Source organism: Methanobrevibacter sp. (assembly GCF_045646205.1).
In the GTDB taxonomy this organism is placed as follows: domain Archaea; phylum Methanobacteriota; class Methanobacteria; order Methanobacteriales; family Methanobacteriaceae; genus Methanocatella.
Map to the genome: position 1 here is coordinate 1 of NZ_JAZRKF010000007.1, position 24086 is coordinate 24086.

21 protein-coding genes and 5 tRNA genes are annotated in these 24086 nt (G+C 34.8%); 3 read left to right on the forward strand and 23 right to left on the reverse strand.

Features of this window, described 5'->3' with window-relative positions; genetic code table 11:
• The 16 genes from tuf to ACKI44_RS01695 all read right to left on the reverse strand — a co-directional run.
• A partial coding sequence (gene tuf, locus ACKI44_RS01620) for a translation elongation factor EF-1 subunit alpha (protein WP_407420960.1) occupies positions 1 to 1021 on the reverse strand: 1021 nt, incomplete at its 3' end.
• A gap of 159 nt (positions 1022 to 1180) precedes the next feature.
• Positions 1181 to 3379 carry an elongation factor EF-2 gene (locus tag ACKI44_RS01625; RefSeq protein ID WP_407420961.1) on the reverse strand — a complete coding sequence of 733 codons (2199 nt, stop codon included), beginning with the start codon at positions 3377 to 3379 and terminating at the stop codon, positions 1181 to 1183.
• A 25-nt stretch (positions 3380 to 3404) separates the two neighbouring features.
• The gene (locus tag ACKI44_RS01630; RefSeq protein ID WP_407420962.1) at positions 3405 to 3965 is read right to left on the reverse strand and encodes a 30S ribosomal protein S7; all 561 of its coding nucleotides are present in this window, start codon (positions 3963 to 3965) and stop codon (positions 3405 to 3407) included.
• Positions 3966 to 3979: 14 nt separating this feature from the next.
• Positions 3980 to 4405: a 30S ribosomal protein S12 gene (locus ACKI44_RS01635; RefSeq protein WP_407420963.1), complete on the reverse strand. Its 426-nt coding sequence runs from the start codon at positions 4403 to 4405 to the stop codon at positions 3980 to 3982.
• 341 nt (positions 4406 to 4746) lie between these two features.
• Entirely contained in the window at positions 4747 to 5178 is a 432-nt protein-coding gene (locus ACKI44_RS01640; RefSeq protein WP_407420964.1) for a NusA-like transcription termination signal-binding factor, read from the reverse strand.
• 6 nt (positions 5179 to 5184) lie between these two features.
• Positions 5185 to 5484, reverse strand: a complete 300-nt coding sequence (locus ACKI44_RS01645; protein ID WP_303737095.1) for a 50S ribosomal protein L30e — start codon at positions 5482 to 5484, stop codon at positions 5185 to 5187.
• An 8-nt stretch (positions 5485 to 5492) separates the two neighbouring features.
• Entirely contained in the window at positions 5493 to 6881 is a 1389-nt protein-coding gene (gene rpoA2, locus ACKI44_RS01650) for a DNA-directed RNA polymerase subunit A'' (RefSeq protein WP_407421020.1), read from the reverse strand.
• A gap of 113 nt (positions 6882 to 6994) precedes the next feature.
• Positions 6995 to 10417 carry a DNA-directed RNA polymerase subunit A' gene (locus ACKI44_RS01655; RefSeq protein ID WP_407421022.1) on the reverse strand — a complete coding sequence of 1141 codons (3423 nt, stop codon included), beginning with the start codon at positions 10415 to 10417 and terminating at the stop codon, positions 6995 to 6997.
• Positions 10418 to 10481: 64 nt separating this feature from the next.
• Positions 10482 to 12701 carry a DNA-directed RNA polymerase subunit B gene (gene rpoB / locus ACKI44_RS01660; RefSeq protein ID WP_407420965.1) on the reverse strand — a complete coding sequence of 740 codons (2220 nt, stop codon included), beginning with the start codon at positions 12699 to 12701 and terminating at the stop codon, positions 10482 to 10484.
• A 9-nt stretch (positions 12702 to 12710) separates the two neighbouring features.
• Positions 12711 to 14294, reverse strand: coding sequence for a DNA-directed RNA polymerase subunit B'' (locus ACKI44_RS01665; RefSeq protein ID WP_407420966.1), 1584 nt, complete (start codon positions 14292 to 14294; stop codon positions 12711 to 12713).
• A gap of 220 nt (positions 14295 to 14514) precedes the next feature.
• Positions 14515 to 14763 carry a DNA-directed RNA polymerase subunit H gene (locus ACKI44_RS01670; protein ID WP_407420967.1) on the reverse strand — a complete coding sequence of 83 codons (249 nt, stop codon included), beginning with the start codon at positions 14761 to 14763 and terminating at the stop codon, positions 14515 to 14517.
• Positions 14764 to 14804: 41 nt separating this feature from the next.
• Positions 14805 to 14878, reverse strand: a tRNA-Lys gene (locus ACKI44_RS01675).
• Between the two features lie 21 nt (positions 14879 to 14899).
• Positions 14900 to 14971, reverse strand: a tRNA-Asp gene (locus tag ACKI44_RS01680).
• Positions 14972 to 15097: 126 nt separating this feature from the next.
• Positions 15098 to 15171: transfer RNA gene (locus tag ACKI44_RS01685), tRNA-Tyr, on the reverse strand.
• Between the two features lie 7 nt (positions 15172 to 15178).
• Positions 15179 to 15253, reverse strand: a tRNA-Pro gene (locus ACKI44_RS01690).
• A gap of 78 nt (positions 15254 to 15331) precedes the next feature.
• Positions 15332 to 15405: transfer RNA gene (locus ACKI44_RS01695), tRNA-Thr, on the reverse strand.
• A 119-nt stretch (positions 15406 to 15524) separates the two neighbouring features.
• Between ACKI44_RS01695 and thiM the strand changes: the two genes are divergently transcribed.
• Positions 15525 to 16391, forward strand: a complete 867-nt coding sequence (gene thiM / locus ACKI44_RS01700; RefSeq protein ID WP_407420968.1) for a hydroxyethylthiazole kinase — start codon at positions 15525 to 15527, stop codon at positions 16389 to 16391.
• Positions 16388 to 17008: a thiamine phosphate synthase gene (thiE, locus tag ACKI44_RS01705; RefSeq protein ID WP_407420969.1), complete on the forward strand. Its 621-nt coding sequence runs from the start codon at positions 16388 to 16390 to the stop codon at positions 17006 to 17008. The genes thiM and thiE overlap by 4 nt, the downstream gene beginning before the upstream one ends.
• Positions 17009 to 17013: 5 nt before the next feature.
• On the opposite strand, the gene ACKI44_RS01710 is transcribed toward thiE, so the two are convergent.
• From ACKI44_RS01710 to ACKI44_RS01740, 7 genes are all read right to left on the reverse strand, one after another.
• Positions 17014 to 17544, reverse strand: coding sequence for a CDP-alcohol phosphatidyltransferase family protein (locus ACKI44_RS01710; RefSeq protein WP_407420970.1), 531 nt, complete (start codon positions 17542 to 17544; stop codon positions 17014 to 17016).
• A gap of 32 nt (positions 17545 to 17576) precedes the next feature.
• Complete coding sequence (locus ACKI44_RS01715) at positions 17577 to 18794, reverse strand: phosphoglycerate kinase (RefSeq protein WP_407420971.1); 1218 nt, start codon at positions 18792 to 18794, stop codon at positions 17577 to 17579.
• 12 nt (positions 18795 to 18806) lie between these two features.
• Positions 18807 to 19475: a triose-phosphate isomerase gene (gene tpiA, locus ACKI44_RS01720; RefSeq protein WP_407420972.1), complete on the reverse strand. Its 669-nt coding sequence runs from the start codon at positions 19473 to 19475 to the stop codon at positions 18807 to 18809.
• A gap of 267 nt (positions 19476 to 19742) precedes the next feature.
• Positions 19743 to 20765: a HEAT repeat domain-containing protein gene (locus tag ACKI44_RS01725; RefSeq protein WP_407420973.1), complete on the reverse strand. Its 1023-nt coding sequence runs from the start codon at positions 20763 to 20765 to the stop codon at positions 19743 to 19745.
• A 466-nt stretch (positions 20766 to 21231) separates the two neighbouring features.
• Positions 21232 to 22125, reverse strand: a complete 894-nt coding sequence (locus tag ACKI44_RS01730; protein WP_407420974.1) for a DNA-methyltransferase — start codon at positions 22123 to 22125, stop codon at positions 21232 to 21234.
• Between the two features lies 1 nt (position 22126).
• A complete protein-coding gene (locus tag ACKI44_RS01735) occupies positions 22127 to 22705 on the reverse strand; it encodes a hypothetical protein (protein WP_407420975.1) in 579 nt (192 codons plus the stop codon).
• Positions 22706 to 22750: 45 nt separating this feature from the next.
• Positions 22751 to 22996, reverse strand: a complete 246-nt coding sequence (locus ACKI44_RS01740) for a hypothetical protein (protein WP_407420976.1) — start codon at positions 22994 to 22996, stop codon at positions 22751 to 22753.
• A 149-nt stretch (positions 22997 to 23145) separates the two neighbouring features.
• Here ACKI44_RS01740 and twy1 point away from each other — a divergent pair, with 149 nt between their 5' ends.
• A complete protein-coding gene (twy1, locus tag ACKI44_RS01745) occupies positions 23146 to 24063 on the forward strand; it encodes a 4-demethylwyosine synthase TYW1 (RefSeq protein WP_407420977.1) in 918 nt (305 codons plus the stop codon).
• Positions 24064 to 24086: the final 23 nt, after the last annotated feature.

The window sequence follows — 24086 nt, forward strand, 5'->3', positions numbered from 1 at the left end:
AGAAAGTACATGCGGTTTGTGAAGTGTGACAGTGGAATACAGGAGTGTATCCAACGGTAATTACACCAGGGTGTTGTAAAACAACAACTTGTGCATCGAATTCTTTAGCAACAGTAGGTGCTGAATCTACGTGTCCTGCAACGTCTCCTCTTCTGATATCGTTTTTACCTACACCTCTTACGTTGAATCCAATGTTGTCACCAGGTTCAGCAACATCAAAGATTTCGTGGTGCATTTCGATAGATTTTACCTCACCGGAAGCTCCAGCAGGTTCAAAGATAACGTTTTCACCTTTTTTCATTACACCAGTTTCTACTCTTCCTACAGGTACAGTACCTACACCAGTAATGGAATAAACATCTTGGATAGGAACTCTTAAAGGTAAGTCAGTAGGTTTTTCAGGAGCAGATAATTTGTCTAATGCATCAATTAAACAATCTCCTTTGTACCAAGGAGTGTTTGGAGATGATTCGTCAATGTTGTCCCCTTCAAATGCAGATAATGGGATGAAAGGTACATCAGCAGGGTTGAAACCTACAGTTTTAATTAAGTTTGATACTTCTTCTTTTAATTCGTTGAATTTGTCTTCAGAGTAGTCAACTAAATCAATTTTGTTAATAGCAACGATTAATTGGTTAATACCTAAAGTTTTTGATAAGAAAACGTGTTCTTTAGTTTGAGGCATTACACCGTCGTCTGCTGCAACTACTAAAACACCAGCGTCTGCTTGGGAAGCACCAGTGATCATGTTTTTAACGAAGTCTCTGTGTCCAGGACAATCTACAACAGTGTAGTCGTATTTTTTGGTAGAGAATTTTTGGTGAGCTAAATCGATAGTTACTCCTCTTTCTCTTTCTTCTCCTAATTTGTCCATAACAAATCTGAATTTGTTTTCTCCATCATCTAATTGTTGTTCAGCGATTGCACCAGCTTTTAATAATAAGTGTCCAACTAAAGTGGATTTTCCGTGGTCAACGTGTCCAATAAATGCTAAGTTAAGATGTTCTTTTTCTTTTGCCATTATAATACCTCATTTTAAATATATATTAACAAACATTAATAAGCTTAAATGTTAGCTTAAATTTAATTTATATTTTAACATATAAATAGATAATGTTTTTTCATGAATTTTTTATAAAAAATATAAAAAAATAAAAAAATTAAATTTTAATTTTTAAATTTATACGTCTCCTAAGTAGTGACTTGTAGGGAACGGTTCTGGAGATAAACCTTTTCTTTGTCTGATTTCTCTCACGATTTGACTTTGCATTTCACGTGGGAGTGGTTCAAATCCTGCAATTTCAGTAGACCATAAACATCTACCTTCTGCTGCGGATCTGATATCACCAGCGAAACCGAACATTTCAGCTACAGGAACTTTGGATTCGATTCTTGCCATGTCTCCTTCTTGACCCATGTCAACAATTTGACCTCTTCTGTTTTGGATTTCACGAGTACATGCACCCATGTAATCATTTGGAGTGTCAATAACTACTTTTTGCATAGGTTCGAGTAATGCAGGTTCTGCAAGAGTCATGGAACCTAAGATTGCGTTTCTGATAGCAGGCAATACTTGTGCAGGTCCTCTGTGAACTGCGTCTTCGTGAAGTTTTGCATCGTGGAGTTTGAATTTTAATCCCATACAGATTTCTTCACCTAAAGGACCACCTTCAAGGGTTGCTTCAAATCCTTCGAGTAACAATTCTTTAACTTCATCCAAGTATTGAATACCACGAGTCATGTTAAGGAAGATACTTCTGTTGTGAACAGCCCATACTCTTCTAGCTTCTTCTTTATCTAATCCATATTCCATGAAGTCATTAGCAGATTCTTTACCTTTTACCCTACCTTCTTTGATGTTTCCTTCTTGGATAGCATCGTAAAGGCTTGGTTCAATAGGTTCAACAGTTATGTAGAATCTGTTATGTTTGTTTGGAGATTTACCTTCAACTTGTGGTGAAAGTTGTCTTACAGTTTCTCTGTATACAACAATCGGTTCAGAAGTTGTGATATCTACACCTTTTTCATTGATTCTGTAACCAATAACTTCCAAGTGAAGTTCTCCCATACCGGATACTAAGTGTTCACCGGTTTCTTCATTAATATCGATTTTAACGGTAGGATCTTCTTTACCGGTTTGTCTTAATACTTCAATTAATTTTGGTAAATCTTTAGTATTTTTAGCTTCAACAGCTACAGTAACTACAGGTTCTGAGATGTGTTCTAAACCTTCAAACTCTTTGATTTTGTCTTCAGGTGAACATAAGGTTTCCCCTGCGATAGCACCTTTTGCACCAGCAACATATACAATGTTACCTGCAGGAACTTTATCGGTATTAACTCTTTCAGGACCGAAGTATACACCTACTTGTTGTACTCTGGATTTACCATGAGAACCAACGAGATATACTTCTGTACCTTTTTCAATAGCTCCTCCGTAAACCCTACCGGTTGCAATTTCACCAGCGTGTTTATCTACAGATACGTTGGTAACCATTACAGCTAAAGGTCCGTCAGGAGCAGTTTCAATCATACATTTACCTGCAGGAGATTCGATGTCTCCATCCCAGATGTTAGGTACTCTGTAAACTTGAGCTTCTTTAGGGGAAGGCAAGTGTTCAACTACCATACCTAATAATACATCAGATAAAGGTACTTTTTGAGCTAATTCTTTTTCATTTTCAGCGTTACAGTATTCAATGATGTCTTTAAAGTTAATTCCAGTTTCTTGCATGGTTGGAACATTGATAGCCCAGTTGTGGTAAGCTGAACCGAATGCTACACTACCATTAGTGAAATCTAAAGCCCATTCATCTTTTTTGTCTTCAGGAGCCATGTTTTTGATTAATTTGTTAGCTTCCATGAAGATTTTTAAGAATCTGTTCTGTAATTCTTCAGGTTCTAATTTTAACTCGTTGATTAATCTGTCAACTTTGTTAATGAATAAAACTGGTTTAACGTTTTCTTTTAAAGCTTGTCTGAATACAGTTTCTGTTTGAGGCATGATACCTTCTACAGCACAAACAACAACTACTGCACCGTCTACAGCTCTCATAGCACGAGTTACGTCCCCACCGAAGTCAACGTGTCCTGGAGTATCGATTAAGTTGATTAAGTATTCGTTTTCTTTGTAATCGTGTACCATAGATACGTTTGCTGCATCGATAGTGATACCACGTGCTTGTTCTTGTTCATCAAAATCCAAGAATCTTTGGTCACCAGCAAGTTCCTCAGAAATCATACCTGCACCTGCTAAGAGGTTGTCAGATAAAGTGGTTTTACCGTGGTCGATGTGAGCACAGATACCGATGTTTCTGATTTGGGTAGGTTCATACATTAATTCTTTGATTTTTGCAATCATTTTGTCTCTTCTACTCAAGATAACCACCTAAATATGAATATGATTAGTGTGCTGCTTTAGCAACTCTTTCTTTTTCTTCAGCTTTTTGTAAAGCAAAACTTCTTGAATCTTCTTCAGAAGCGAGTATTAATTCATCAGCTAAACATTCAGCAACAGATCTTTTGTTTTTGAATGATGATTGTAAAGTACCTCTAGTTAAGAAACCTAAAGATAAATCAACTCTTCTTTGTGGAGAAATATCAACAGCTACTTGGTATCCAATACCACCGTATTTGATACGGGTAGTTTCTTCACGAGGAGCAGTGTTTTCAACTGCGGTAACTAAAACTTGAACAGGGTTCTTTTTAGTTCTTCTGTTGATAATTTCCAATGCTTCTTTTACAATGTTATAAGCTTTATTTTTCTTACCTGAGTTGAGGTGGGTTCTCATAACTTTGTTCATTAATCTTTCAACAATGGATACTTTGGATTTTGCAAATTGTCTTTTTACGTGTCTGCCTGAAGTGTGAGGTACGAGAGTTTCATCTAAACAGATGTATTTAATTAAACCTAAGTCCTCAACTTTTACTTCATCGAGATCCCATTTATCAAATAATTTACTCATAAAAATTACCGTCCTTATCTCATAGGTTTTTCTATTTTTCCACTTACCATTTCTGATAAAGCTACATTATTTACTTTGGAAACTTTCCAACGAACCCCTGGAATATCTCCCATGGATCTTCCGGATGGTCCACCAATTCCTTCAATCATAACTTCATCGTGCTCATCGATAAACCCGATAGCTCCGTCACCTGGTGCAAAAGCAGTTAATTGTTTACCGTTTTTAATTAATTGAACACGTACACATTTACGAATAGCAGAGTTAGGTTGTTTTGCTTCTATCCCTACTTTTTCGATTACAATTCCTCTAGCTTGAGGAGCTCCTTCGAGAGGGTCTGCTTTAACGTCTAACCTTAAAGCTCTCCTTTTGTAATCTACATCTTTCCACTTAAAATTTTGTCTATTTTTTTTAAGTTTTTTTGCAGCAAAAAGTCCTGGCATAATTTTTTCCTCTAAACATTTTGTCAAAAAACATATCTAAGAATCCACCGCTGCGATTTATACTGCTCACTAACAGTACAATCTAAATTCTAAGATATAAATTAGTAAATAATAATTAATTAGATAAAAAAACATTGGTTTTATCTAAAAACAAAGATATCTTGAATAATAAAACATTGACAAAAAGCACACATAGTCAAGTTTGAATAAGTATAGATATCTTACATTTAAATATCTTTTTTAACCTTTATAAAGGTATGGTTTTTTAAGTTCAAAAATTAAAAAAAATTAAATTTCAAAAAAATGAAATAAAAAAAATATTAAAAATAGCTTAAAGAAAGCTATTTTAAAATAATGTTGTCAATATTATGAAGTCTATTAGCTAATAATTTAGCCCTTTCAATGTTAATACCACTTTTACCAATAGCGATACGCTTATTGGTATTGTCTGTTGAAACAGTAGCAATTTTTTCTCCGGTTTTCCTGGTTGAAATTTTTACATTCTGCAACTCGGCCGGAGATAAAATGTTTCTGATAAATTGAGCTGGATCTTCATTATATTCTATGACTTCAACTCCTCTGTCTACTGCTCTTTGAACTTTAGATACGGTACTTCCACGTTTGCCTATGGCTAACCCCATATCTCCTTGCTTAACAACGAAAGTAACCTTATTGTTATCATCATCGATAATGCAATCCTTAACCATTGCTCCAGTCATGTTTTCGAATAGAGCTATGAATCTTATTTCATTTGCACCAAATTTAATAGACACGTAAATCTACCTCAAATCGTCTAATATAGTAGAATCTCCTGGATCGTTAACGATTAATGTAGCAACGGTAAAAGGTTTACCACAAACAGAACCTAAGTCGACACTTGTTCCATCATAAATGTGACAAGGAATTTCTGAGAGTTTTGCATAATATTCAACATCTTCAAGGATATCTTTAGGAGCGTTTTGAGCAACAACAACGAGTTGACCTTTTCCTAATTTTAAAGATTGAATTGATTTTTCAGAGCCTAAAGTTACATCGCCTGTATCGACAGCTACTCTGATTCCTCTATCTACGTCCATCATCTAGCCTCCTATTCATTTTTTGCCATTTTGACACCGATTGATCCGGTACCAAGAGGTATTGGTTGTCCAATAATAATATTTTCGATGATACCAGTTAAATCATCCACTTCACCGCGAATACTTGCGTTAAGTAAATGCTTACCGGTTTCTTCAAAAGCTGCACGTGCTAAAACACTTGATTTTTCACCACTAATACCATGTCTTCCGATGGATTTAACTTCTCCTTCTGAAGTCATGATATCTGCAACTAACATAATATGCCTTACATCAACAGTAAGACCTTGCTCTGAGAGAGTATTATTAGCTTCATTAATTATTGATTGACGAGCTGCTTCAATACCTAAAACATCTTCAATTTCACGAATACTGTTAGTGGTAGTTCTTCTAGCATCGATTCCATCAAAAGATAAAATTTCCTTAAGATTGGATCCTTCAGTGTGAATAACCCATTCTTCATCTTTACGGATAATAACTTTACCGATTTTTTTAACTCCACTGATTTGTAAATCACGAACTTTATCCGCTAATAAACGGAGATTACGGATTCTGTGTCTTTCGTCTCCATCCTGTTTAGGCTTGATTATTATGAGATTACCGTTAATTTCAGGTTTCTCTTTTTTGAAGTCAGCCTCGATTTTTTGAATAATATCCTCTTTTACAAGTCTTCTTTCATCTATCTTTTTATCTGATAATGTAGCTTCAACTTGCATTTCAGCGTAATTTAAATTAAAGTCATCGAGAATGTCGTTAATAGTACTTTTACCAATTTTATTAGCTAAAGTTTTAACGAACTCTTCATCCTGACGTTTGTCTTCCTCAAAGTAAATATCCATTGTTGGTGTTGCAATGTCTTTTCTTGCATCAACAATTTCAATAAGTCTAGGAAGACCCAATGTTACGTTTAACTCAGTAACCCCTGCATAGTGAAAAGTACGCATAGTCATCTGAGTACCAGGTTCACCAACAGATTGTGCAGCTACTGTTCCAACAGCCTCTCCAGCTTCAACGTGAGCTCGGTCATAGGCAGTTTTTAACTTGTCTGCAAGTTTGTCTAATTCATCATCAGTTAAATCACGACGAACATAAGCATTTGCTAAATCTTCCACATATCCTTTAGGGAATTCGATACCTTTATCGAATAAGACTTTTAAAACCTTATCGATGATGCGGATTTCATCAATGATTGATTCCAAATCCTCATCTGAAAGCTGATTTTTATCATATTTATTGAAAATATTCTTAATATAATAATAATCTAAAATTTCGATATCGTTTTCTTCTAAAGTTTCTGAAAATTCAACAAAATCCATATTAAACTGATTTAATAAATTACAGATTAAATTAATATTTTTGCATTTGGAGATTATTTCTTCAAAGAGGTCATCTGTGACTTCTATTGAATCATAATCAATTAAAATATTTTTAATGTCATAATTTTCTGGAATGCAAATATTACGCTCTTCCAAAGTATTTTGCACTTTTTCAATTAATTCTTCCATATTTACACCCCTTATTTACCTGCCATTTCATTAGATTTTTCTTCTAATTTAATCTCTTCTATGAGTTTATCTAAGTTTGCTGCTATACCAAAGTCACTTTTAGCAGGATCTACTCCATCGTCACCAAAGATTCTTTGAACAACATTACTTTGATTGTCAGTTACAAGTCCTGAAGGTTTTACCTGTAAATCTTGAAGTGCGTTTACAAGTCTTCTTTGCATATAACCGGATTGTGCTGTACGAATCGCAGTATCTACAAGACCTTCTCTTCCTCCCATAGCGTGGAAGAAGAATTCAATTGGGTCAAGACCTGATTTATAACTTGAGTGTACAAATCCTTTTGCCTTTGCCCCTAACTCGTTTCTCTTGAAGTGAGGCAAGGTTCTTTCAATGTAACCCCTGTGGATACGTCCACCCCTAACTGCCTGCTGACCTACACAGGAAGTAATCTGAGTTAGGTTCAACATGGATGCCCTAGCACCGGTACGTGCCATTACAACAGAGTGGTTGTGTTCCATAGTTAAGTAATCTTCTGCGATTTCACCAGATTTATCCCTAGCTTCCCCGAGAACTTGCATGATTCTCATTTCTAAGGTTTCTTCAAGGCTTCTACCAGGTAATGCATCAAGAATACCTTCATTATAAGCATCAATTAATCTGTCTACTTTTTCTTCAGATTTTTGTAAGTGCTCATTAATCCTTGCCTGAGCTTCTTCAGGAATCTCTTCGTCGTTTAGACTGGTGGTAATACCGGTTACCATGATTCCGCAGATAGCTAAGTCAGTGGATCTGTCTAAGAATTCTTTTGCTCTTCCCGGACCATATTCTTTAACTATTTTATCCAAGATTTGACCGGACATGGATCCGTATGCTTTTTCATCGATTACTCCATGTTTTAGGATACCGTTTTCAATCATGACGTATGCGTCAATTGGGCATAGATGTTCATAATCTACAACGTCCAAATCCGGAGCTTCTCTTAAGATTCTGTCACATTGACCACATTTGGTACAAATCTCAGCCTTATAAGTTAAGTTCAAATTATTAGGTAAAAGTAATGAGAACAATTCTTTACCTGTCCATTCTTCACCGTTATATTTGATGATGAGTGAATCAGTATTTTCTTCACCTTCAGATGAATATTTTGCAGTGATTTCATCAGCAATACGTTTGTGTGCAATATCTTTGATGATTTCTTTTTCTTCATCAGTCCATTTGTTAGCTTTAAGACGTTTAGCCTTTTCATCTTCAGTTAAGTCTAAAGTGTTAAGGTAAGTCTCTTTATCTGCTTTGGTTCCACGGACATTTTTGGTCTTTTTGGCTATTTCCCTTTCGATTTCAGGGCTTTCTTCTGATTCAGCTTTTAATAACCATTTTTCACCGTCGTTTTCCGGAATTGGTAAATGAGATTTACGGACAATCTGTAAAGCCTGTTCTTCTGTGAATTTCATTGATTTTCTTGTTAACAGGTATGCTCCGGAAATGTGGTCGTGAATTGCACCGATAATAGGTCCACCGAACCTTGGAGACAAGATATGTTCCTGTACACGCATTAATGATTTTGCTTCTGCACGGGATTCATCAGTCTGGAAAACGTGCATGTTCATTTCGTCTCCATCAAAGTCTGCATTGTATGGAGGACATACACATAAGTTTAATCTGAAAGTTTTGTAAGGTAATACTCTTACTTCGTGAGCCATCATACTCATTCTGTGAAGTGAAGGTTGACGATTGAATAAAACCATATCTCCATCTTTAAGGTGTCTTTCTACAATGTCACCAGGTTTTAAGTTCTCTAAGATGAACTCTTTGGTTTCTTCGTTGATTTTCCTTCTGCTTCCAGATTCGGTAATCATATAGTTTGCACCAGGGTGTACATCCGGACCGTTTTCAACATAAGTCTTGATTTCATCAATGTTCCAGTCGTTTACATAAGCAGGTACGGTTACCTCTTTTGCAATCATTTCAGGAACACCGACTTCGTTAATACTGATGTTTGGATCTGGAGAGATTACAGTACGTGCAGAGAAGTTTACACGTTTACCTGAAAGGTTGGATCTGAACCTTCCTTCTTTTCCTTTTAACCTTTGAGTTAAGGTTTTTAAAGGTCTTCCAGATCTGTGTTTGGATGGTGGAACACCACTAGCTTCATTATCAAAGTAAGTAGTAACGTGATATTGTAATAAATCCCACAAGTCTTCAACGATTAATTGAGGAGCACCTGCTTCCATGTTTTCAACTAATCTCTGATTGATACGTAAGATATCCACTAACTTGTGAGTCAAGTCGTCTTCTGAACGTTCACCAGTATCTAAAGTAATAGAAGGTCTTACGGTTACTGGAGGAACCGGTAAAACGGTTAAAACTAACCATTCAGGTCTTGCCACTTCAGGGTTAATACCTAAAATGTAGATATCCTCATCAGTAATTCTTTCTAATCTTTCCCTGATTTCAGAAGCGGTTAATTTGTAATCCCCTTGACTGATTGTAGTAGGTTTATCCAAGATGATAGGTTCCTGAACAAGATTTTGAACGTAAGTTCTGATGAATATAGGAAGACTTCTTTTAAATTCAGTTTCGAATTTTTTATCGGATTTGATTTCCTGGTCTTCAACAACTTTAGCCCTTTCATCTTCGAGTTTTTCAACAGCTTCACTGTCCACTTCTTCAGCACCTTGAAGTTCTTCGAGCTTTTTATCTATTTTGGCTATTTTTTTAGCGTAATCACTTTCGATATTGTCACGGATATTTTCCTTGATTTTGTTAATATCTGCAGTGTTTTTAGTTTCAAGCACGTCGTAGCTTGCTTCAATGTCTGCTAAAGGTTGGTTTTTCCTACAGTGAGGACAAAGCATTTTTGGATCGATGTATGAAAATTGAGGTTTTTCTTCAGTTTCATCCCTCATCATGTATGCTTCAGCATAAAGTTGATTTAAGATGTTTTTCAAAATTTCGTCTCTTTCGATTTCGTCATAGTCAGCGTCTTCAGGATAAAGCTGGTCCATGATTTTATTGACGATATCATTTTGTTTAGCTTCATTCATTTCAACTTTTTTAGCGTCATTTTGGATCTTTTTAAGGATATCCTCTAAGTTTTCCTTATGATTTAAAGCATCAGATATTTTTTCTCTGTAGTCTTCTAAAACATCTTCAGGCAAGAGAACACGTCCACATTCGTTACAGGTTGAACGTAATATTTTATGAATGATATCTCCAAAACCTACATGAAGAACTGGTCTTGCAAGTTCAATACTACCAAAGTGTCCTTGACAGTCCCCACCTCTGACACCACAGGTATGACATCTGAGTGAAGGGTCTAAAACACCTAAACGAGGATCCATCAAACCATTTTCAATTGGATAACCGTCAGAGTCATAAGTATCTGGAGTTTCAACACGAACAACAGACATTTTACGAATATCCTCTGGAGACATTAATCCAAAGTTAATTCTTTCAATTTTTTTGATAAATTCTTTCAATGTATCGGCTCCTTCAATATTATGCTTTGTCTCCTAAAACTAATTTAGGGAAGATACATAAACTTTTAAGTTCGTCTAATAATAATTTAAATGCGTATGATATTTCGACAGGATAAGTTTCTACATCTCCACAAATCGGACAATATTTTTTATTTCTATTTTTATCTTCAACAGCTAACATTCCACAATGTTCACAGACGATTGCTTCATATTTATCTGATTCGTCTAAAAGTCTTTCTTTTAAGGTTAAAGCTGCACCGTGTGCAATAAGACAATCTCTTTCCATTTCTCCAAACCTTAAACCACCTTCACGTGCTCTACCTTCAGTAGGCTGACGTGTAAGTACTTGTACTGGACCTCTGGAACGAGCATAAACTTTATCAGTGGTCATGTGGTGTAATTTCTGGTAATATGCTACTCCAACGAAGATTTCAGCTTCGATTCTTTCACCGGTTACACCATTATATAATGATTCACATCCTGCAGATTCGAATCCGTGGTTCAATAAGTGCTGTTTGATTGTTTTTTCAAGTTCCTTATTGAAAGGAGTGCCGTCAATACGTTCTCCTTCAAGACAACCTGCTTTACCTGCAACCATCTCAAGCACCTGACCTACAGACATCCTTGAAGGGATAGCGTGCGGATTAACAATTAAATCAGGCACAACACCAAACTCTGTGAAAGGTACGTCTTCAGGAGATAAGATTAAACCAATAACCCCTTTCTGACCGTGTCTTGATGCGAATTTATCACCAAATTCAGGCTGCCTGGTATCTCTTACTCTGATTTTAGCAAGTCTTGAACCTTCAATGGTTTCAGTTAAAAGTACTGCATCAACAATACCTTTTTCACCGTGACGTACTGTTACGGAAGTTTCTCTTCTTTTTTCTGCAGCACTAGCTAATTCATCGAATTCACCTAAGAATCTTGGAGGTGAAGTTTTACCAATCAATACATCACCTGATTCAACATAGGATTCAGGATTAACGACACCATATTCATCCAAGTGTCTGTAAGCTTCTTCGGAACGGTATCCTTTAATGTTTTTATCAGGAACTTCAAAGTTATCTTCCTGTCCACCAGGATATCTTTTCTCGGAAGTGTCATAAGATCTGAAAAATGAAGACCTTCCTAATCCTCTTTCAAGAGAACCTTTGTTGATAACCATTGCGTCTTCCATGTTATATCCTTCATAACTCATTAATGCAACGACAAAGTTCTGACCGGACGGTCTTAAATCATAGTTAGTTGAGTCAATGATACGTGTTTTAACAATAGGAGTTTGAGGATGGTGTAACAAGTGAGCTCTGGTATCGGTACGGAATGCATAGTTGGATACATATAATCCTAAAGCCTGTTTTGTCATACCTGCTTCCATAGTGTTCCTTGGAGAGGAATTGTGGTCTGAAAATGGAATAATACCTGCACAGATACCTAACATGGTAGCAGGGTCAATTTCCAAGTGAGTATGATCAGGATTCAATTCATTTAATCTCATTGCAATATAGGAATTTTCCTCTTCTTCAGCATCCAAATATTCGATGACACCTTTATCGATTAGGTCATCCCATTTGAATTTGCCTTTAGCAATTTTATTGATATGATCTTCAGTGAGGAGTGGTTGACCGTCTTCAACGATAATTAAAGGTCTTCTTGCCCTACCAGGGTCATTGAAAATATAAATCTCATTATTGTCTTCATAATAGGTAATGTTCATTTCATGAGAAATCTGACCTTTTCTTCTTTTCATTCTCATTTCCTGAGTGAATTTAACAGGGTCATCACAAGTTCCGAAAAGTTCACCGTTTATATAAATTTTAGTTTTGAGTTTAGGAGCAGATACTGGAGTTTCTACAACTTCTTCAACTTCATTAAAATCTTCTACAGGAACTTCTTCACTTAAAGCAATTTCCTCAGATTCTGCATCTTCATTAATGGTAGCTTCTTCAATAGCTTCGTCTTCAACAACCGGAATTTCAATATTGTCAAAAATTTCATGAAACTCCTTATTGAGTCTTGTATTTTTACTTAATTTTTTGTGTGATTTAAAAAAGTTTTTGATAGCGTCATGATGATAATTGATTTCAGACATTTTTTCTTCATCGCCGCCATTGTCAGGATGATGTTTATTGGCTAATTCTTCAAAAACATCTCTAATTTTTTTATGAGTAACTATTTTATTAAATCCAAAAAACTTGTAAGCGTTAATTACATCTTCATCAGTATATTTAGTCAACATTTCACCTCCTTAAATCAATTCAACATCCATAGTTTCGATTATATCTTTAATTTCCTGTTCATCAGAACCTTCTGAAATATTACACATTAAAGCTAAATTCTTTACCAAACCACAGTTCGGTCCCTCCGGAGTTTCGTTAGGACAAATCTTACCAAACTGAGTTGGGTGCAAATCTCTTGCTTCAAAGTGAGGTTGACTTCTTGTTAATGGAGATACAACACGTCTTAAATGTGAAAGTGTACCCATGTAACTTGTTCTGTCTAAAAGCTGACTTACACCAGCTCTTCCACCAACCCAATTTCCGGTAGCGATTGCATGCTTAATATTTTCAGTTAAAACATCACTACGGACAGCCTGTTTGATGGAAAGTTCTTTACCTCTGGAAATACTTCTTTCAAGTTGATAACTCATATCTCTGGTTAAATTAGTGAAAGCAACTCTGAATAAATCTTCCATTAAATCTCCAGAAACTCTGAGTCTTTTATTAGTATAATGGTCCTTATCGTGAGGTTCTCTTTGTTCATGGATTACTTCAAGTAACATTTCAGTCATTTCAGCCAAATAAGTAGCTTTGTCAGCACGTCTTTCTTCACTATCACCTAAGTGAGGCAATAAGTAACGGTCGATTACTTCTTCAGCACGTTGAATACGGTAATCTTCAGACATTTTAAAAGCAACACGATTTCCAATGTACTTAATAGCAGCAGTGGTTAAGTATTCATTTCTCTCTTCAATAGTTAATCCTTCCATTTCATCAGGGTCTATTTTGAGAGCTTCTTCAGATACTTTAATATCGTCTGCAATAATCATTTGGAAATTGTTATTTGATTCAGAAATTTTAGTAATAATTTGTTGATCAGTAGATAAACCTAAAGCTCTGAGTAAAATAACGAGTGGAATTTCTCCAGGAACATAAGGGAAAGATACTCTTAAAAATGCTTTATTTTTACGTGGTTTCTTATATTCCAAAGTAATTCTGGCTCTGAAACCACTTCTGATTGAAGTTACAACAGCTTTAGCATGTCTGTCTTCAACTTCTTTTACACGTTCAAGAATAACCTTGTTAGGTGCAATCTCTTCCATGGTTACAACAGCCCTTTCAGAACCGTTGACAATGAAGTATCCACCTAAATCCTGAGGGTCTTCATTATGTTCTAATAACTCTTCAGCAGTAAGACCGTTGAGATAGCAGTAATCGGATTTTAACATTACAGGCAATTCCCCAATGTAAACCTCTTCCAAAGGATTTTCTTCATCATCCTTATTCAATGCCATGTCAAGGTACATGTGTGCAGAATAGTTTAAATTTCTAAGTCTGGCATCAGTAGGATAAATATCACTATTGGAACCATCTGCTTCACGAGTAAATGGTTTTTTGATTTTAACTTCACCAGTTTTTACAGTGTATTTAACCTTTTTGATTTCACCAGTTTCTTCATCAGTCTCATCGTTTTCAATAACAATAGGTTCACTAATGTCAATAATTTTCTGAATTCTGTTATTCACAAAATCATTGTATGATTTAATATGGTGATCCACTAAATCATATTTATCAAAAAATGCATCAACTAACTTCCAGTTATTATCTGTCATTGACTTCCTCCAGCATTATATAAACATAATAATAAATTAAACAATAAAAAAATAAATATAAACAAAAATTTAACTTATTTATTATTTTTAAATCATTATTCTTAATTTACTCCCAACTATCTAATTAAAAGATAATTCATCTCAAACTAATTTATAATGAATTTCTAAAAAAACATAAAAATACAGAAATTAAACAATATAAACTTACTCTAAAATTATATTAACCTTCAATAACAATCCTATAAGAAATAAATTCACCAGCTGTTTTACTATTACGAGTAATTTTTAAAACATCGCCTGCAGAAATATCGCTATCTTTAGCTAATTCCTTAACTACAGGATCATTAATTTTTATTTTCGGAAGGTTATTAATATCAAAATCAGAATTCTGTTGTAATAATTCTTTTTCAGACTCTGAAATAACTTCATGCTTTGGTACTAAATCATGTTGTTGAATATCTATCTTCAAATTTCTTCCTCCAGCTAGAAAAGTTAAATATAAAATTAGAACGGGCCCGACGGGAATTGAACCCGCGGCCGCTTGGTTAAAAGCCAAGCGCTCTGCCAGACTGAGCTACGGGCCCATGAACATATGATAATTTAAGCGCCCTGGCCGGGATTTGAACCCGAGTCGCGGGCTCGACAGGCCCGCATGATAGCCCCTACACCACCAGGGCAAAACACTTAAATGATGTATTCAATTATACACTATTAATTTAATATGACACTCATCATATATAAATGTTTTGAAAAAAGATAGGATTTTTAAAAAAAATTATCTGACTTCAATAAAATAATTGAAATCCCGCCTGCCGGACTTGAACCAGCAACATTTGGATCTACAGTCCAACGCTCTGCCAAATTGAGCTAAGGCGGGACTTAAATGGGACCGCCCGGATTTGAACCGGAGTCTCAGGCTCCCAAAGCCCAAAGGATCGACCAAGCTACCCTACGGTCCCAACAACATACAACATATTATAATATAAATTTCTTTATATATAAAGTTAACTAACTTAGCATGAAAAACAACATATTAAAGCCCCGGGCGGGAATTGAACCCGCGACCACCAGATTACAAGTCTGGCGCTCTACCAGGCTGAGCCACCGAGGCAACTAATATATTATTAATGCAACATAATATAATTTATAAAATATCACTTAAATACTTTTCGTAAAACTATCATCTAAAAACACTATTTATAAATAAAAGTAAAATTATAATTAATAATCATGACAAATAGTGAAAACGAATTACTGGAAAAAATACCTGAATTAATGAAAAATGTAAAAGAAAAAAGTCCATTGACTCACTGCATTACAAACATCGTTACAGTAAATGACTGTGCAAATGCAGTTCTTGCAATTGGTGCATCACCAATTATGGCCAATGAACCTGAAGAAATGGAAGAAATCATTAATATTGCAAGTGCATTGGTGATAAACATTGGAACATTACACCAATCCCAGATAAAAGCTATGAAAGTCAGCTCAGCACACGCAACAAAAACAAACACACCAATTACATTAGATCCAGTAGGTGTCGGTGTAAGTGAAATCAGGAACAATACAACAATCGAATTAATCGAAAATAACGATATTGCAGTAATACGTGGAAATATCACCGAAATAAAAACTATAGCAAAATTATTCAATGTTATTGATGAAAACAATACCGCAAAAGGCGTTGACGTCTGTGATGATGATGTAATCACAACCCAAAACCTAAAAGCAAACGGCGAAATCATTGCACAAACAGCTGAAAAATTAAATACAGTAATACTTGCCAGCGGCCCTATTGACATTTTAAGTGACGGTAAAACAACAATAGCCATTCATGGCGGAGATGAAATGATGCCGTTAATTACCGGCAGTGGCTGTATGTTATCTTCAATTGTCGGAAGCTGTGTAGGGGCTACAAGTCCTTTTGAAGGAGCTTTACTTGCAATACTCATGATGAATAAAGCAGGTGAAAAAGCAAGAGCAAAAGTGGATGAAAATGACCTCGGAACAGCATCATTCAGAACATTCTTAATCGATGAATTATACAAAACTGATGCAGAAGAACTGGTTAGCGATTCCAAAATTGAGATATTATGAATGATATAGATTTATCCCTTTATCTGGTGACAGACAACAGTGAAAACCAGGAAAAATTTCTAAAAACTATTGAAGAAGCCATTCTTGGTGGAGTCAGTGTAGTTCAAATCAGAGAAAAAACTGCAGATACCTTGGAGTTTTATAATCTGGCACTTAAAGTCAAGGAAATAACTACAAAATATGATATTCCGCTAATAATTAATGACCGTGTTGATATAGCACTGGCTATTGATTCAGACGGTGTTCATGTAGGACAAAGCGACATGCCATGTGACGTTACGCGCAAATTAATTGGCGAGGATAAAATTTTAGGTGTTTCAGCAGCAACTGTTGAAGAAGCAAAAAAGGCAGAGCGTGACGGTGCCGACTATATAGGAACCGGAGCCGTTTTTCCAACAGCAACCAAAGATGATGCCGAAAGTGTTTCAAAAGAAGAATTGATTGATATAGTTAATTCCATTAATATTCCCGTTGTTGCCATCGGCGGAATAAACTTGGATAATGCCAGTGAATTAAAAGATACAGGAATTGCAGGACTTTCAGTAGTCAGTGCAATAATGAGTGCGGATAATCCTAAAAAAGCATCTGAAGAGCTATTAAATATTTTTAATAGCTAATTTTTCTATTTTTCAAAAATACTTTTACAATCCAGATTTAAATTTTTATTAGTAATTAAAATGAGCATTTCTTCTAAAGACGCAAAAGTAGCAAGCATACACAAAATAACCAAAATTAAGTTTGATTTGGACAAGAGCAATATAAATGGAAGTAAAATTAAAAATGCACCAGTTATTTTATTTAAAATCGTATGAATAAATGAAAACTTATTGAATTTTTTAAATCCAATAGCTAAAGAGACAAATTTAATTAAAAAAATGCATATTATCCACAAAATCATGAAATAACTAAGATTCAGAACAGACAATACTGGAATTAAAAAGCAGAAAAAGAAAACAACATCTGCAAATGAATCCAAAACAGCCCCAAAATCACTATTTAAAGCATAAGTTCTGGCAACATATCCATCCAAAATATCACTGATTCCACACAGAATGAAAATCATGAAAAAATATACGGATAAAGGCTGTGTGAATAACAAAAAAACTGATAATATGATTCTTGAAAATGAAATTAAATTAGCTAAATTCTTCATAATACATTATAAAAAAATAAAAGTAAAAAAGATTATTTTTTACTGTTTTTCAAAGCTTCTACAGCAGCAAGTTTTTTACCTGCAAGCATACTGATACAAGCTCCGCCACCACTGCTTAAGTGACTCATCTGGTCTTCCAAGCCAAGTCCGGCGGTAGCCGCTGCAATGTGGCCTCCACCGATTAATGAAAAACCATTGGAATTTGCCATAGCATTGATTAAATCTTCAGTACCCATTGCAAATTTAGGGTCTTCAAATACTCCTGCAGGACCATTGGCAAATATATATTTAGCATCCCTAATTTCATTTGCATAGTAAGCGATAGTTTTAACACCAATATCAAAAATGGATTCATTAGGAATTTCTTCAAAATCAATGTCTACTCTTTCACCATCTCTGTCAATAGCTATATCTAAAGGATATTTGACCTTATCACCAAATCTGTCAATCAAATCCTTGGATTTGGCAACCATATCTTCATATCCACGACTTGCAATAAAATCACGATTAACTTGACCGATATCAACACCTGCCGCCCATAAAACAATATTTGCAACAATACCTGTAGTCAATATTGAGTCTGCGGTTCCATTGCTCAATACATTTTCCATAACATCAATGGAATCGTCAGGTTTCATTCCACCAAGGAGGAATACGCAAGGATGTTCCACATTATCCAAAGCGTTCTGAATAACCGTTAACTCCTCTTCCATTACACGGCCTGCCGCTGATGGAGTGTTAACTGTAAAACCTACCAGTGATGCCTGTGAACGATGAGCTGCAGCAAATGCATCATTTACATAATAGTCAATTAATGGAGATAATTCTCTTACAAGAATGGTTTTTGACTGTTCTTCAGGACTCCTTGAAAGGGTTTCTTCTGAAAAGAATCTTACATTTTCAAGCAAAAGAATTTCATGAGCTTTTAAATCTTTAATAGCCTTTTTAGCTGAAGTTGAAAAAATAGAATCCACATATTTAACTCTTAAGTTTAAAATATCAGATAAAGCATCAGCATGCTGGGATAAGGTAGTGAAATCCTTTTTACCCGGACGGCTTTGATGAGCAAGAATTACAACACGGGCACCTTTTTTAGCCAATTCCTTGATTGTTTGGGCGTGCAGTTTTAATCTTGTATCATCCAAAATAATTCCAGAACCAGGATCTACCGGAGAGTTAACATCAATACGGACAAGTACAGTTTTATCTTCAATATCAAAATCATCTATAGTATTAAAATTTCCAGACATACTCCCACTCATCTATAATTTACTTACGAGGTCTAGCAAAGCATCCTTTGGACTTTCAGCTTTTATGATTCCGGAAGCGAGAAGCACACCATCTGCACCCAAATCCATAGCTGCTTTCATATCATCACCATTAGTGATTCCAGCACCACATAAAACTTTAACGTCCTTGTTGATGGCTTTTACGCCTTTAACACTGTCTTCTACAACTTCAGGCTGTGCCTGTGATACAGGTATGCCAGTACCGATAAGTTCAGGAGGTTCAACAGCAACTGCATCAGGGTTTAAACTTGCAACTGCTTTACTGGTTGCAATATTGTTTGTACAGACACAGGATTCAATTTCATTTTGTTTGCATAATTGAATAACTTCATCTATGTCTGCAAGCTGCATTCTTTTTTCAGAATGATTAATTAAAGAACCTGAAATCCCCGCTTCAACCAGTGTTTCAATTAAGTTTCCACCAGTATGACCTCCAGGAGTGATTGGATCAATATGTTGAGCAAAAATAGGTAAAGATGTTTCATCACAAATTCTATAAATGTCCGCTGCCTGAGGAGCACCGACCATTGTAATTCCAGACTCTGCAGCAGCACTCTCTAAATCACGTGCAAGATTTAAAGCATTTATACCACTTGATTCTAAATAAGTTTTATAATTTAATATCACTATTGGTGTATTCATATTATCCCCATATTAACTTATTATTATATATGTTTGGATAACATTATTAAAAAGACTTATGTTTAGAAAAAGTATATGGTAAGAAGAGATTATTTTCTGTAGTGGTGCTTATATCGCAATGGAAAACAAGATTGATTTGTGAAAATGTAGTCGTTAATATTAACTCTTTTTCTTTTATGAGATAACATCCAATGAAATTTAAAATTTTCTTTTAAAACTTTTATTTATTTCTCAATATTAAAAAAGAATATTATAAGTAGATAACATCTACTTATAACCGAGTTGTTTTAATCTATTATTCGCAGTTTGAGATATTTGATTATTACTATCTTTTGAGAAAAATGTCAAAATTTCTTTATCATTAATTCTATTAATAGTAAATGATTTAATATTATCATTAGTTTGGTGCAAAGCAATTTCTTTTAAAATATTATCATCATTAATGCGTAAAATAGCATCATAACGATCATCAGGAGCTCCATTCTTTGCAATTTCAATATCCGATTTATTTACTATAGATTGAGTTCCAAAACTTCCACCAACATTTTCGATTGTGTTCTTAATAATATTTTGTGAAGGAGTTAAATTTTCAGTCGTTTTAATTTCTCCCTCATCCATAGCTTGTGAAGATGGAGTTAATTTTTCAATCTTTTTAATTGCTTCTTCTCTTACATACTCATTTTCATCATTTTGAGCAACATTGTTTAAAACATCAACATCATTAACCTTTTTAATAGCATTTTCACGAACAGTATAATAAGAATCATTTTGAACTATCTCTACTAAAACAGATTGGTCATCAATTTTTTTGACCGCCTGATTACGAACCTGCCAATCAGGGTCATTTAGACCAAGATTAATTATAATATCCATGTTATTTATTTTGTCAACAGCATCACTACGAACCTGCCAATCAGAATCATGTTGAGCAATATCTGCTAAAAGATCCACATTATTAATTTTTTTAACGGCTTCCCTACGAACATATTCACTAGAATCATGTTGAGCAATATCTGCTAAAATATCTGTGTCACTGATTCTTTTTATAGCTGCTCTACGGGAATCATATTCGCTGGCAGTTTTAGCAATGTCTATTAAAATATTGTTATTTTTAATATTTTCAATAGCTTCCTCACGAACCATCCATGCTGAATCATTTTTGGCAACATCTTGTAAAAAGACTTCATCATTGATTTTTTTAACAGCTGCCTTTCTAACATAAAGACTATCATCATTTTTGGCAATTTTTTGTAAAATTTTTTGGTCGTTTAATTCTCGAACAGCTTCCATCCTAACATTTTCTTCATCATGTTGCCACTTTTGTGTTTTAAATCTATCAAATAATCCCATAAAAATCACATTTTATCAATTTAATTGAAAATCTATTAACGGATATATATATATAGCGGTTCTGTTTTAAGTGCGAAAAAAATTAAGGCATTTAATAAAGTATTCGCATTAACATCCGCTATTAGCTACTCAAAACTAACTTTCTGAAACCATTCATTAATAAATCACAGCCCAAAAAACAAACCTAAATCCAAAAACACGGATATTAATGTTAATATCAACGTATTAAATTAAAAGAAAATGTATCTATTAATTTATATTAACAGTAGTAGTCATTATTCTATTGGAAACTTAAACATTGTATTAATAAATAATACAGTAAGTTAAACTGCATGTTTTCCTAGTAAAATATAAAAACACGCCATAATTCTTGTTTTTACCAGTCATTATTTGTTGGGATTATTTATTATATTCTCTTCTTTGTAGTGGTATTATGTTTGGAAATTCTTTTTTCAGATAGGTCGATATAGTCCTTATTAATATCATAGGCAATGTATCTGCGATTATTTTGAATGGCTGCCAAACAGGTTGTTCCACTACCGCAAAATGGGTCTAAAATCACATCCCCTTCATAACTATACAGATTGATTAATCTATGCGGTAATTCAATAGGAAACGGGGCGGGATGACCTATTCGTTTGGCGTTAACTGCCGGAAAAGTCCAGATGCTTTTTGTCCATTGAATAAAATCTTGTTTGGATATGGTGTCCTTTTTCTCCTGAGCCTTATTTTTAGAATAGGACTCCTTTGAAAAAACAAGAATGTATTCATGAAAATCCCTTAAAACAGGATTTGAAGCAGACATCCAACTTCCCCAGGCACATGAACCTCCTGCACTGGCAGATTTGTCCCAGATTATTTCCCCACGCATTAAAAATCCCAGGTTCAGCATTATGTTAATTACAATCATGTGTAATGGCAGATATGGTTTTCTTCCAAGATTGGCTATGTTAATGCATACCCTTCCGCCGGTTACCAGTTTTTTATAGCTTTCGGCAAAAACATTCCCCAAAAGCTCTTCATATTCCATTAATGTCAAGTCATTATCGTATTCCTTTCCCACATTATATGGGGGTGATGTAATCATAAGATGAATGGAATTGTCCGGAATTTCATCCATATTTTCACTGGATTTGGCATACAGCTTATCCAAATCACTTTCTGGAATCTTATTTTCCACATATTCCACTTTTTTAGGGATTTTTATATCATCGAATAATTTTGATGCGTAAAACTTACTTGAATCATGACTTTCCCTTACAATTGATCCGAAAGAGGAAGTTTTAGTTTTTCTGTACATATTAAGACCCGTTAATTAACTCTAAAAATTTTAAACCCTTATTTTGATAATTATTTTGATTGTTTGCCATTTCAATTATTTTACCCAATTCTTCAGGATTTTTCATCCCCAAAAAGAAATTGAGATTCTCATCAAACATATTATCGAGATTATATTTCAGTTCATCGATATCATCAAAGCGTATGAAACCTTTTTTAGGAGTGATTTTACGAGTATTTCCATGATTTAGAGGAAATGGATTTAAAGACCAGAATCCCTGAATAATGCCGGCATTTTTTAAATAATCTGCCTTTTTGCAAAAACCGTTTGATAAAGGAGCATTTCCAATAACAATCAACGGTATTTTGGAAGCCTTCCAGTTGGAAACCCTAATGTCAATACACTTTCCAATAGCTTTTAGAATTGAATCTGAACGGGTAAAGCTGGGCTTGCCCTTGTGAGTCCTGTAGTCCCCAATTTCAGTCAGCGAATTTGTAGTGACATCATATTCCCAGTTCCATACCAGTGACATCTTAACTTCAAATATTATTTTTACATCTTCCGGACTTAAAACTTTCTTATTCTTTCTTGCTATTACCACGTCAGCCGGAGAGTTGGAAGTAATTCCGATGGATGGGATTTGGGCCTACTGTATTACGAAAAGATTTTCATCAGTTATTATATATTCCAGCAAGTCTGCAACCCATTTTTCACTGAACTTACCTATTAGTGAATTTCTGGACTGCAGTGTTGTCTTTTTGCCCTTATAGCTTTTCGGCCAGTATGCAAGAAATCTGCCGTCTTCGGTTTCATTGAAGAGCTGAGGGATTGATGCGAAATTTTGAGAATTATTGAAAAATAAAATTTCCTGCTCTTTGTTCCATAATTGCATGAGTAATGATTAAGTAATTAGTCATTAATAAATTTAACTTACGAATTAACATAAAATAACCTTTTAAAAGCAATATTGATTTGGGATTGGAAAAATTACATATTTCATAAAATACTAATACTAACAAAACAAAAAATAGAAATGATTTTATGTCATTCAATAAAAGCCAACAAGAAAAATTAGAAAAAAGCGGATATAGATTTGTGGGAACGCACGGCCATGCAGCTGTTAAAACATGCCACTGGACTCGCCAAAGTATTGTGGATAAGGGAGTCTGTTATAAGGAAAAATTTTATGGAATTGAGTCCCACAGATGCCTCCAGATGTCTCCTGCAGTTCCGAACTGCCAGCAGGAATGTGAATTTTGCTGGAGAGATTTGACCTATACCCAAACCCAATGGGAAGATGATGAATACGATGATCCTAAAACAATAATTGACGGAGCCCTTAAGGCCCAATATAATCTGTTATGTGGCTATTATGGAAATGACAAGGCCAATAAGAAAAAATTAGAGGAATTGAGAAATCCTACCAATGCGGCAATTTCACTTGCAGGTGAGCCGACACTTTATCCGAAAATTGACGAGCTTATTGGCGAATTCAACAGAAGAGATTTCACCACTTTTGTAGTGAGTAACGGCCAATGTGTTGAAAGATTAAGAAATCTGGAAAATGACCCTTACCAACTATACCTTTCCCTTGACGCACCGACAAAGGAAATATTCAATCAGGTGTGCAGACCTAAAATAGATGATGCCTGGAACAATTTAAATGAATCTCTTGAAACTTTATCTACTTTTAACTCACGTACATGTATACGTAATACCTGCGTTAAAGGAAGGAATATGGTTAACCCTGAAGGATATGCAAAATTAATCGAAAAGGCAAATCCGGATTTTGTTGAAGTCAAGGCATATATGTGTGTTGGATCATCACGTGAAAGACTGACTTTAAAGAATATGCCTCTTTTTGATGAGGTTAAAGACTTCGCTTCACAAATTGCAGATGCATGTGGAAAAGAAATAGTTAACGAATCCGAAGTTAGCCGTGTTGTGCTTCTTGAATGATTACTGGAAAAATTCTAGTAACT